This window comes from Roseitranquillus sediminis (assembly GCF_016918935.1).
Lineage (GTDB): Bacteria > Pseudomonadota > Alphaproteobacteria > Rhodobacterales > Rhodobacteraceae > Roseitranquillus > Roseitranquillus sediminis.
This window is the reverse complement of record NZ_JAFFOB010000016.1, coordinates 109,318-120,511: the sequence shown is the minus strand read 5'-3', so window position 1 is coordinate 120,511 and position 11,194 is coordinate 109,318. Positions and strand designations below refer to the sequence as shown.

Genomic DNA, 11,194 nt, shown 5'->3' with positions numbered 1-11,194 from the left:
CAGCGAATGGCTGAACATCGTCGTTCGAGCGGCCTGGGCCTATCGGGAGATCATGCCGGTCGTTCCGATCCTCGACGCAGGCCTCACGCCGCTGCTGCAGTGGGTGATCGTTCCCAGCGTCGCCTACCTCGCGGCCCTGCGGCTCCCGCGAGGCGCTCTCGGAGTGCGGCCGGGCGCATGACGGTCGACCTTTCCCTTCTTGGAGTTTCGGCAGCACTGCTGGCCGGCACCATTTCGTTCGTCTCCCCTTGCGTCCTGCCGCTGGTGCCCGGTTATGTCTCCTATGTTGCGGGGCGCACGGTCTCCGGCGGAGCGGCGCCCTCACGCGCGACCGCCGTCTGGCTTAGTTTCTGCTTCGTCCTCGGCTTCTCGACGATCTTTGTCACCCTCGGCGCCTCGGCGACGGCCTTGGGGCAAGCGCTCCTGCGCTGGCGCTATGAGCTGAACCTCGTCGGCGGCGCCATCGTGATCCTGTTCGGATTGTTCATGATCGGAGCGGCTCGCTTCTCCGCGATGGAGCGCGACCTGCGGTTTCACCTCGATTTGCCGGGCGGCCAGCCGGTCGCCTCTTACGTTCTCGGGCTTGCCTTCGGGTTCGGCTGGACGCCGTGCATTGGTCCGATCCTGGGCGCCATCCTCACCGCCAGCGCAGCCAGTGCAACCGTCGCCGACGGGATGGCTCTGCTCGCGGTCTATTCGGCGGGTCTCGGCATCCCATTTCTCATTGTTGCCGGCTTCACCGACGCCGTTGCCGGCAAGCTGCGGGGCATCGGTCGTTGGGGTCGCCGCCTGCATCAGGCGGCGGGAGGCGTCATGATCCTGATGGGGCTGGCCATGATGACTGGTCGGCTGAGTGCATTAGCCTACTGGCTCCTGGACGCCTTCCCGGTCCTGGCGCGGATCGGCTGAAGCAGCGGGCGGTACATGTACTTGCGGGCTAGTAGTTCTGGCAATCTTCAACACCCACCGCCACGTTGGTCAGTATTTCGTCCATGAGCTCGAGCAACCGGGAAATCCGCGGATCACTCAAGCTATAATGGACGTGACGTCCCCGTTGCTCTCCAACCGCCAAACCGCATTCGCTCAGGCAGCGTAGGTGGTTCGACGCGTTGGGCTGCGAGAGACCTGTCGCTCCGACGATCTCCCCCACCGACAGAGGCCCGTCGCTCAAGGCCTGAAGGATTGCCAGTCGGGAGGGATCCGCGAACCCCCTGAGAAGCTTGGCCCGCTGCAGGGAGGCCCTGGAGTCCTCCCGATCGACGGATCGGATTCCCGCAGTAGACATATCATCCACCAGTGATATTTTGCCCGCGCCGATGATAGGAAGAATCTGATGAGCAGCCCAGACCTGATCCACAACGCCGCAGAGATGGCCCGTTATCGCGTCACCGGGATGGACTGCCCCTCCTGCGCCGCAAAGATCGAGAAGGCGGTTCGATCTGTCGGGGTGGAGGAAGTGAAGGTCTCGACCGCAACGCAGGTCATGACGCTGCATGTGTCCGATCCGGGCGCGCAACTGCCGGAAGTGGAGCGCGCGGTAACGGGGATCGGTTATCGCCTCGACCGCCTGGGCGGCTCCGACGTCGATCACGAAGGGGACATCGATGATCTTCCGAAGGACTTGAGCCATATCACCCCGGCTTATCGGCGGGCGCTGTGGATCGTGATCCTGCTGAACGTCGGCTACGGCGTCATCGAGATGTTCGGCGGGTTCATCTCCGGTTCGCAGGCGCTGAAAGCCGATGCGCTCGATTTCCTCGGCGACGGCCTGATCACGTTCCTCGGGGTGCTGGCGATCGGCTGGAGCTTGGTCTGGCGGGCCCGTTCCGCCTTGATCCAGGGCCTGTTCCTGGGCGCGCTCGGGCTTGGGGTTCTCGCCAATACGGCCTACCGCGTGCTGGTGCAGCAGCAGCCCGAGGCCGAGTTGATGGGTTTGTTCGCGGTGATCGCGCTCGTCGTCAATGTGGTTGCGGTCCTTCCGCTACTGCCTCACCGGACCGGCGACGCCAATGTGCGGGCGGTGTGGCTGTTTTCGCGCAACGACGCCATCGGCAACGCCGCCGTCGTTCTCGCGGCGGGTCTGGTCGCCTGGACCGGCACGGCCTGGCCTGATCTCGTTGTGGCGGCGGTGATCGCCGGGCTGTTCCTGCAATCCTCGTGGTCGATCATTCGCGATGCGAAAGCCGATCTGCAGGAGAGCACATGAGCGCGGGCTTTCTGGGGCTAGCCGTTGCCGCTGCGGCGCTTGCTCTTGATCAGGGCAGCAAGGCGCTTGCTCTGAGTTCACCGAGTCTGCCGGTCGGTGTGGAAGTCCTGCCGGTCATGAACCTCGTTCTTGTCCGCAACGATGGCGTCAGCTTCGGAATGCTCGGCGGCCTATTGCCCTGGTGGGCGCTGGTCCTGCTCGCCTTCGCAATTGTGGCGTGGCTTTCCGTCTGGCTGTGGCGATCACAAGGCCAGGTGGTCAGCGTGGCGCTTGGACTGGTCATCGGCGGTGCTCTGGGCAACGTGGTTGACCGGGTGCGGCTTCAGGCCGTCACGGATTTTCTGGACTTCCATGTGGGAGCCTACCACTGGCCGGCTTTCAACCTTGCCGACGTGGCGGTTTTCTCCGGCGCGGCGCTGCTCGTGTGGGACAGCTTTCGTCCCGCGAAGGCGAGAGACCGTGCGGAGGCTTGAGAGGAGACGAGCCGGAAGCGACGGTCTGCAGGGCGGTCGCTGCGCCGGTGGAGAACGGTCCGGAACGGATCCGCTGTGGCGAGGACCCCGGGCCTGTCCGAACGGGTTGCTAGGAGCGTAACTGGTGCCCCGCATTCCGCGCGATCAGAGTTTCGACAGTACGCTGGCCCTGCTCTTCGATCCCTACGGGTTCGTCTCGAAGAGGTGCCGCCGTTACGGGGCCGATCTCTTTCAGGCTCGGCTCTTGCTCCGCCCGACGATCTGCATGAGCGGGCCGGAGGCGGCCGAGTTGTTCTATCGCCGCGACCTGCTCGTCCGGCGCGGCGCTACGCCGGGCAGAATCCAGAAGACCCTCTTCGGCCGGGGCGGCGTTCAGGGGCTGGACGGCGACGCGCACCGACACCGTAAGCAGATGTTCATGTCCCTCATGACGCCCGAGCGGATCGACAACCTGAAAGAGCTGACCGCCGGGTCGTGGAGCGTCTACGCCCAAAGTTGGGCCGCGAAGGACCGGGTCGTCCTTTACGATGAGGTGCAGCAGCTTCTGACGAGAGTCGTTTGCACATGGGCCGGAGTTCCGCTGCCGGAGCCGGAGGTCCGTCGGCGCACGGCGGAGCTCACCGCGCTGTTCGATTGCGCGGGATCGGTCGGTCCGAGGCACTGGTGGTCCCGCCTGTCCCGTAAGCGGTCTGAAAGGTGGATCGAGGACGTCGTCGAGGGCGTTCGTGCCGGCCGTCTGGATCCACCGGAAGACAGCGCGGCGCGTGTGATCGCTACCTGGCGGGATTTGGATGGCGAGCCGTTGAGTCCCCGCATCGCCGCCGTGGAACTGCTGAACATTCTGCGGCCGACTGTCGCCGTCTCCGTGTTCATAACCTTCGCCGCCCACGCCCTGCATCGGTTTCCGGCCTGCCGCCAGATGCTCCAGACCGACGACGGGAGCGTGGAGCATTTCGTGCAGGAGGTCCGTCGGTTCTATCCATTCTTCCCCGCGGTGATAGCGCGCGCAAGGCGCAACTTCGAATGGAACGGCTATAGGTTCCCGCGGGGACGACGGGTGATGCTGGACCTCTACGGCACCAATCGCGATCCGCGAGCCTGGGATGCGCCGGAGGAGTTCCGGCCCGAGCGTTTTCAGCATTGGGATGGCAGTCTCTTCAATTTCATTCCGCAGGGAGGCGGCGATCACAAGCTGAACCACCGCTGCCCGGGCGAATGGATCACGATCGAACTGATGAAGGCCTCCTGCGAATTTCTCGCGAATAGCATGGATTACGACATGCCGGATCAGGATCTGGAGATCGACACAAGGAGATTGCCGGCCATGCCAAAGAGCCGTTTCGTAATGAGCAACGTCAGACCTCGGAGTGAATCGTGATCGCTGTCTGGGCCGGGGTTCTTCTTGCTGCCGTTTGGCTGGCGCACTGGGGGGCGGAGCACCTGTCCGACCCTCTGAAGAAGCTGCGCCAGCAATGGGGCTTCTCGGTCGCGGCGGGCGGCGCCTTCGTCGGCCTTGCCGCCGCCTCGCCCGAGATCGGTATCAATACCACGAGCGCCCTGCGCGGGGTCGGCGATATCGGCCTCGGTGCGCTCCTCGGCTCGAACGTGCTGGCGATCCCGATGATGGTGGTGACTGCCTACCTCGCTACTCGCAAGAGTGGCATCGGCGAGAACGGCAGGCATGACGACCACGAGGAGCACCGCCGCGCGCACCTCTTGCAAGTCGATCGCCAAGCCGTGACGGTCCAGGCGCTGCCCTATCTCGGCATCATCGCGCTCTTCGCGCTCCTGACCCTGCCTGCGCCCTGGCGCGGGCTGCAGCCGATCGACGGCTGGATCCTGCTGCTCGGCTATCTCGCCTATCTCGTCCAGGCGCTTCTGCGCGGCCGCAAGGAGGGCGAAGAGGTCGACTGGAAGCGGAAGGAAAAGTGGAAGGCCGTGGCCGGCGTCGGCGCTCTTGCCGCCGGCGCCTACTTCACCGTGTTCTCGACCGAGAAGATCGTGAGCGCGATCGGGATCTCGAAGATCATCGGCGGACTCTTCATCACCGCGCCGGTCGCCGCTCTGCCGGAAGTCTTTGCCACCTGGTATGTCGCCCGCAGCGGTCAGGTCACGTCGGGCGTTACCAGCGTTATCGGCGATCACGCCGTGACGATGACGCTCGCCTTCATTCCGCTCACAATTGTCGGAATGCCGATCGAGAACCTGCAGCTCTTCTGGGTGGCGCTTGCCTTTGTGGCCCTGATGCCGACCCTCTATGCCGCCTTCATCTGGTGGGGCGGTCACGATAGCGGATTCAGGCGCTGGCAAGTCGCAGCACTTCCCGCGGTCTACGCCCTCTTTGTGGCCGTGCTTGTGTTCTGGGTTCAGCCCTTTGGGCAGGGCGCCCAAGGCGCTGCCGGTGAGCAGGCCGAGGAGGCGTCGGCGGTGAGATAGTTCCGCTGCCCAGAGATGAGGTGAATACCGCTCGGTGGCCGGAGCGATCGTCAGCGCATCACCGCTGTCGTGCTTGGCTCAGCCCGGGCGCTCGCTGGCTTTAACCGCCCGCTCGAACGCGGCCAGGGTTCGGTCGCTGACGTGATGCTCGATCCCCTCCGCGTCCTGCTCTGCCGTCTCGCGATCGAGGCCGAGACCAAGGAGAAACTCCACAACGATCTTGTGTCGCTCGCGACAGACGTCTGCCAAGGCCTGCCCGGCCCCGGTGAGGAAGACCGAGCGATACCGCTCGCGCCGTATCAGCCCGTCCCGCTGCAAGCGGGCGAGATTTTTTGCAACGGTCGGTTGGCGCACGCCCATCCTCTCCGCGATGTCGACGGGACGCGCCTCTCCGCTGCGCTCGATGAGCTCCTGGATCAGCTCCACGTAATCCTCGGCGATCTCGCTCCGATGCGCATCGCGAACCGCCTGAAAACCCTCGGCGCGTGTCTGCGCGGCGGGGCTCTCAGGCTCGCACGCAACGTCGCGCTGGGCATCCCTGTCCTGCGGGTCGTCGGACGACCCGTCCCTCGATTCTTGCTCCATACGGAATGCTTGACAGAGGATAGCCAGAGGATCAAGACTTAGCCACGTCTAACTATGTGGGTGGGTACCTAGATGAGGCGAACATTCCCTTCCGGGCGCAGCTTCGCTCTAGCTGCGATCGGCGCTCTCCTGGTTCTCATCGACGCCGTGGCCGCATTTGCCACCCCAGTCAAACAAGCACCTTGGCATCCGGTAGCGGCGGCCTATCGCACCTCCCTGTTCCTCGCCGGGCTGTCGCCGGTATCTTGGCATGCGGTCACGGCGGCTTGGATCGAGGCAAATCCAGGCGCCGCGTTCGACAAGCCAGCCCTCGATCTGCTGAACGCAAGTCCGGGAGGTAATAAAGCGTCAGACGCAATCCGGGCTGCACTCGAGGCGCGCGAGAGACAGGCCGTGTTCGCGGCGGTTACCCGGGCTGTTGCTGACCTCCTCCTTGAGCGCCTCGGCGCGGCGCGGTCCGCACTGGAGGACGGCGATGCATCTTCGGCGATTGCGGAGGCGCGCGAGCTCTACCGGGCGTTCGAGGATGGCATTGCCGCCGCTGATCCGGAAGCGTCGCGCCGCCTCGGGCTCGCCTGGCTCACGCTCAACAGCAGTGCCGGGTCGCGGGGCCTGCTCGGTGCCGGAGCGCGACCGGCCGACGCGGCCCGGTTCGAGGAAGCGCTTGCCACGGTCTCCGAGTACATCGCGGCGAACTTCGATCCGGAGACCTTCACGCCGCGCGAGAGAATGGCGCCGCTGCCTGAGACGGTGGTCGCCGCCGGGGGCGAGGTCGCGGTGCCGCCGGTTCTCCCTCCGGCCGCCCGTATGGCCGACCAGGAACCCTTGCCGCGACTGGTCCTCAACTTCGAGGAGCAGGGGATCGACGAGACCGACCTGCCACTCGTCGCCTTTGGCGACATGCTCTTCGACAGCGCGCAGATCTTCGGCGACCCGGCGCGATCGCTGGGCATCGCCTGCTCGACCTGCCACAATCGCAGCGACGTCAACCGCGACCTGTTCATTCCGGGGATCAGCCATCAACCCGGCGCCGTCGATGTGGACAGCGCGTTGTTCAACCATGTCTCGAACGACCTGCGCGACGATCCGATCGACATCCCGAGCCTGCGCGGCGTCCGCTACACGGCGCCCTATGGCCGCGACGGCCGCTTCGCCTCGCTGAGGGACTTCAGCCGGAACGTCATCGTCGGCGAGTTTGGGGGATCGGAACCGACGCCGTTCATGCTGGATGCTCTCGTCGCCTACATGCTCGAGTTCGATTTCCTCCCGAACTCGAAGCTCGGCAGCGGCGGTCTTTTGACCGACTCCGCCTCGCCCGCCGCCCGGCGCGGGGAAGCGCTCTTCAGACGCCCATTCGCGCAGATGGACGGGCGAGCCTGCGCCTCCTGCCACGTCCCGTCATCGAACTTCCTAGACCGGCAAGCGCACGACATCGGCTCGGTGAGCGCTGCCTACGCGGGCGCCCAAAGCGGTGCGCTCGACACACCGACGCTCCTCGGCGCCCGATTTACCGCGCCCTACTTTCACGACGGCTCGCTGCCGACGCTGGCGTCCGTGGTGGACTGGTTCGACGATCGCTACGAGCTCGGCATGACGGAGGGCGAGCGGTCGGACCTGACCGCCTACCTCGAGGCGGTGGGCGATGCCGACGAGCCCTACGAGCCGTTCGATGAATACAACACGCCCTTCAAATTGGCGTTCGAGGAGCTGACCACCTTCGCATCGACGCTCGATCTGCTCATTCCGAGACGCGACGCCGAACACGCGAGCTTGCTCATCGACACCGTCGCCGCCGACCTGGCGGCGGACGCAAGCGCGATGAGCAATCTCGAGGCCAAATCCGACGTCTACGCGCTGGCGACGATCTTGGCAGAGGTCGGCGAAGCGATCTCCGCAGCGGACTGGACCGCCGCCGAAGCGCGTTGGTCGGAGTTCAAGGAGACCCAGGCAGACGTCGCCGAGCGGATGTTCTGAGATGCCATGCCTCCCTGTCCCCCGCCGCAGCGTCCTCATCGGCTTGGGTGCCAGTCTGATCTCAGACCGTGTGCTCGCTCAGGACGGTGCCGGCCTGACCCTCGCCTTCATCCCGCAGGAGAACCCAGACAAGCTGCTCGGCGACATCGAGACGATCACGGCATGGCTTTCTGAGCGCATGGGCATACCGGTCGAGGGCTTCGTCACCTTCGATCATGCTGCCGCCGTTGAAGCCCTGCGCAACGGCGACGCCGACATCTCGTTCATGGGCGCGCTGCCCTTCGTGCTCGCGGAATCGGAGATCGGCGCCGAGCCGCTGCTGTCGGAGGTTTACCGCGGGCGGCCGACCTATCGTGGCCGTGTTTTCGTCCGGCGCGACAGCGGCATCGCGACGCTCGCCGACCTCCGTGGGCGGTCCATCGCCTTCGCCGACCCGATCTCCGAGTCGGGCTATCTCTTCCCGCTCGACGAGTTCGTGCAGGCCGGCCTGATCACCGACGCGGGCGAGGCGGAGTCCTTCTTCGGCGAGGTCTTCTTCGCCGGAGGATACCAGCAGGCGATGCAGGCGATGGTGGGGGGGCTCGTCGACGCCGCCGCGGCCAGCCAGTACGCCGACTTGCTGCTGACGCCGAACCAGCAGGCCGAGGTGATCTGGATCGCCGAGAGCGAGCCAATCCCGTCTCACGTCGTCATCGCTCGGCCGGGTCTCGATCCCGCGATCAAGGAGCGCTTCACGGAGACGATGCTGGCGCTGAACGAGCCGGAGAACCGCGCGCTTCTCGCCTATGTCTACGGACCCGACGGATACACGCCCGCGGATGCGGCCGCGTTCGACGGCGTGCGCGAGATCGCCCGGCGCTACGGTTTCCTGTCATGATGAACACGCCCGGCCTTCTTCCGATTCTCGCCACCGGCCTCGTCCATACCTACGTCGGCAACCGGACCTGGGCGCTCGCCGGCGTCGATTTTGCGGTGGAGCGCGGCGAGGTCGTGGCCCTGGTCGGGCCGTCAGGCGCAGGCAAGTCGACCTTGCTCACGCTGCTCGACGGCCGGCTGCGTGGCTGGCACGGTGCGGCCTCCGTGCTCGGGCTGGCACTCGGACCGGACCGCCCCCCCGATCGGGTGCGGCGGGCGGAGGTCGGCTTCATCTTTCAGGAGTTCGCCCTAGTCGAGCGGGCGAGTGTCTGGCGCAACGTATTGAACGGCAGACTGGGCCGCACCGACCCGCTCGCGTCGCTCCTCGGCCGCTCCACCGCCGCCGATTATGCAGCGGCGGAGGCCGCGCTGCTCGACACCGGCATCGCAGAGCTCCGCAACCGCCGCGTCGACCGGTTGAGCGGCGGTCAGCGCCAGCGCGTCGCCATTGCCCGCTGTCTGGCGCAGGAGCCGAAGCTCATCCTGGCCGACGAGCCGGTCAGCAACCTCGACCCGCTGCGTTCCGAGCGCGTCCTGAGCCTGCTCGCGCGGACCGCGCGCCAACGCGGCTCAACCCTGCTCTTCACATCGCATCAGCCAGAGCTGGCGGCCTTGGTCGCCGACCGCATCGTGGCGATGCGCGACGGCCGCGTCGTCTTCGATGGCCCGCCGGAGCGCCTCGACCCAACCGAGCTGGACAAAATCTACCGGGACGAGCCGCTCGAGCACGCGCCGGAGCCCGTGCCATGATCACCGCAGCCGACCGCCCGACGACACACGCAGCCTGGCCGGCAATGCTTCCCAGCCTTGTTGTTGCCGCGGTCGTGATCTGGGCGGCGGCGACCACCGAGACCGACTGGAACCGGCTCGGTGAAGCCGGGCCGCGCATCCTCGAGTTCCTCGGCCGCATGCTCCCGCCCGATCTTTCGGTCATGCCGGAGGTCGCCCGCGGGCTCGCCGAGACGCTGCGGATCGCCGTTCTCGGCACACTCGGCTGCGTCCTTGCCTCTCTCGTGCTAGGTCCGCTCGCCGCCGCACGGCTCGCGCCGGCCTGGGTGCACCGTCCGGTCCGGTCGCTCCTGGCGCTGATCCGCGCGATCCCGCTGCTCCTCGTCGCCATGCTCATGGTCGGCGCCGTCGGCCTCGGCCCGTTGCCGGGGATCCTCGCCGTCGCAGTGCACGCCACCGGCATGCTCGCCAAGTTCTACGCTGAGGCTCTCGACGATGTCGACGTCGCTCCCGTCGCGGCACTCGAGAGCGCAGGGGCAACGCTGCTCCAGCGGCTCCGCTTTGCCTATTGGCCGCAGATTGCGCCCGTGGTGCTGCGCGACACGATCTTCCGCTTCGAGCTTAACCTACGCGAATCGCTGATCCTTGGTATCGTAGGTGCCGGCGGCATCGGCTTCTACATTCAGACCTATGTACGCTCGTTCCAGTACGAGAAGGCGGCCACCGTCACGCTAGCGATTGCCATCGTGATCCTGCTGATCGAAGGAGCCAATGGCGCCCTGAGGAGATGGGTGAGCTAGCTGTGCGCCGATCGGCGAAAAAGCCCGGCTGCGGCGTGCCCGAAAGCTCCCCGGCCCCAGGGATGGTTGGACGGCAGTCGCGTTCCCTCCAATAGGTGTTGTGAGTTCTCGCCGAGTTCGTCTTGCCGAACTCCTTGCGAAACATGAACCGGACGCCTTGGTGGCGTCGCGCGGTCCGCCGCCGCCGCCGTCGGCGGTGCTCCGGGAGGTGACGGTAGAGCTCCCCGGAAAGGCCGGACTTCGAGTAAGCGAAGCGGTAGATCGTCTCGTGCGACACCCGGACCGGATGCCGCTCGAGCTTCATGCGTTCGGCGATCTGTTCCGGCGACCAGCCGGCCTTGAGCCGGTCGACGACGGCAAGCTTCAGCGTCGGATGCACGACCATATTGCGATGCACGGCGCGGCGCCGCTCGGCCATCTCCTGGGCCGCCGAGCGCCGCGCCCACCGCGGCAGGATGGTCGAGGTGAAACGGATCTTCGCCTCCGCTGGCACGTCGGTCGCCCGGTCGCGGACCTTCTGCCGCTGCACGGGAATCGGGCCGATCCCGGTCTGGATCTCCCGCTCCGGAGCCATGCCATGTCGAACGACGTGTTGACGCCCATCAGGCAGGCGCTCCTCGCCGAACTGCGCGACGAAGCTTGCCGCCTCTGCCTTGAGCGCCGCCGCCAGCATCTGGCGCGCGCCCTCGCGGGCGATCTCGGTCAATGGGTCGATCGCTCCTCGGGAGATTCTGGCAGGCTTTGACACCCGCCACGATACGCCGCCTTCTCAGGCCATTCTCAGCCATAGCTCTGGTCTTGCGACAGCATGGGCCTTTTATGTCGCTTCCAACGGCGGAGCGAAAGCCGGCCAATGGTCGGCGCAAAACTCAGCAGCTCGATGATGAGCGCCTCGGCGCGCGCGCTTTCCCGATATAACGTACGCTGGCCCTGACGGCTGCGAAATGTTCCTGGTCGTTCTTGCCACGGCGGTCACGGTGGCGATGGCAGGTTTCTCCAGAGGCACTTCGCGAGGCGATGCCGCAAGTTCGCGGATTGGCTATTGAAGCTCTAGTTGCTGGAGTTCCTACACTCAT

Annotated in this window: 11 protein-coding genes and 2 pseudogenes; 10 read left to right on the top strand and 3 right to left on the bottom strand. The window is 66.1% G+C overall.

Features of this window, described 5'->3' with window-relative positions; all coding sequences use genetic code 11:
• Positions 1 to 181 (top strand): annotated as a pseudogene (locus tag JM664_RS11645) (hypothetical protein); the annotation flags it as partial.
• A complete protein-coding gene (locus JM664_RS11640; RefSeq protein ID WP_227420095.1) occupies positions 178 to 909 on the top strand; it encodes a cytochrome c biogenesis CcdA family protein in 732 nt (243 codons plus the stop codon). The pseudogene JM664_RS11645 and the gene JM664_RS11640, both read left to right, overlap by 4 nt.
• A 28-nt stretch (positions 910 to 937) precedes the next feature.
• On the opposite strand, the gene JM664_RS11635 is transcribed toward JM664_RS11640, so the two are convergent.
• On the bottom strand, positions 938 to 1,285 hold the full coding sequence (locus JM664_RS11635; RefSeq protein ID WP_227420101.1) for an ArsR/SmtB family transcription factor: 348 nt from the start codon (positions 1,283 to 1,285) through the stop codon (positions 938 to 940).
• A 48-nt stretch (positions 1,286 to 1,333) separates the two neighbouring features.
• Here JM664_RS11635 and JM664_RS11630 point away from each other — a divergent pair, with 48 nt between their 5' ends.
• The 4 genes from JM664_RS11630 (at position 1,334) to JM664_RS18880 (ending at position 5,115) form a co-directional block, all read left to right on the top strand.
• Positions 1,334 to 2,206, top strand: coding sequence for a cation transporter (locus JM664_RS11630; RefSeq protein WP_227420094.1), 873 nt, complete (start codon positions 1,334 to 1,336; stop codon positions 2,204 to 2,206).
• A complete protein-coding gene (lspA, locus tag JM664_RS11625) occupies positions 2,203 to 2,679 on the top strand; it encodes a signal peptidase II (RefSeq protein WP_227420093.1) in 477 nt (158 codons plus the stop codon). The genes JM664_RS11630 and lspA overlap by 4 nt, the downstream gene beginning before the upstream one ends.
• Before the next feature lie 124 nt (positions 2,680 to 2,803).
• Positions 2,804 to 4,057, top strand: coding sequence for a cytochrome P450 (locus JM664_RS11620; protein WP_227420092.1), 1,254 nt, complete (start codon positions 2,804 to 2,806; stop codon positions 4,055 to 4,057).
• Positions 4,054 to 5,115 (top strand): sodium:calcium antiporter, encoded by a 1,062-nt coding sequence (locus JM664_RS18880; protein WP_227420091.1) that lies wholly within the window; start codon positions 4,054 to 4,056, stop codon positions 5,113 to 5,115. Before JM664_RS11620 ends, JM664_RS18880 begins: the two co-directional genes overlap by 4 nt.
• Before the next feature lie 78 nt (positions 5,116 to 5,193).
• On the opposite strand, the gene mntR is transcribed toward JM664_RS18880, so the two are convergent.
• A complete protein-coding gene (gene mntR / locus JM664_RS11610) occupies positions 5,194 to 5,700 on the bottom strand; it encodes a manganese-binding transcriptional regulator MntR (RefSeq protein WP_227420090.1) in 507 nt (168 codons plus the stop codon).
• 393 nt (positions 5,701 to 6,093) lie between these two features.
• On the opposite strand from mntR, the gene JM664_RS11605 reads away from it, so the two are divergent.
• The 4 genes from JM664_RS11605 to phnE all read left to right on the top strand — a co-directional run bounded on the left by JM664_RS11605 (position 6,094) and on the right by phnE (position 10,118).
• The gene (locus JM664_RS11605) at positions 6,094 to 7,674 is read left to right on the top strand and encodes a cytochrome c peroxidase (RefSeq protein WP_227420089.1); all 1,581 of its coding nucleotides are present in this window, start codon (positions 6,094 to 6,096) and stop codon (positions 7,672 to 7,674) included.
• Positions 7,675 to 7,744: 70 nt separating this feature from the next.
• On the top strand, positions 7,745 to 8,551 hold the full coding sequence (locus JM664_RS11600) for a phosphate/phosphite/phosphonate ABC transporter substrate-binding protein (RefSeq protein WP_227420088.1): 807 nt from the start codon (positions 7,745 to 7,747) through the stop codon (positions 8,549 to 8,551).
• Positions 8,548 to 9,339: a phosphonate ABC transporter ATP-binding protein gene (locus JM664_RS11595; RefSeq protein WP_227420087.1), complete on the top strand. Its 792-nt coding sequence runs from the start codon at positions 8,548 to 8,550 to the stop codon at positions 9,337 to 9,339. Before JM664_RS11600 ends, JM664_RS11595 begins: the two co-directional genes overlap by 4 nt.
• A complete protein-coding gene (phnE, locus tag JM664_RS11590; protein WP_227420086.1) occupies positions 9,336 to 10,118 on the top strand; it encodes a phosphonate ABC transporter, permease protein PhnE in 783 nt (260 codons plus the stop codon). The genes JM664_RS11595 and phnE overlap by 4 nt, the downstream gene beginning before the upstream one ends.
• Positions 10,119 to 10,233: 115 nt before the next feature.
• Here phnE and JM664_RS19025 read toward each other — a convergent pair.
• Positions 10,234 to 10,791, bottom strand: a pseudogene (locus JM664_RS19025) (hypothetical protein); the annotation flags it as partial.
• Between the last annotated feature and the right edge of the window lie 403 nt (positions 10,792 to 11,194).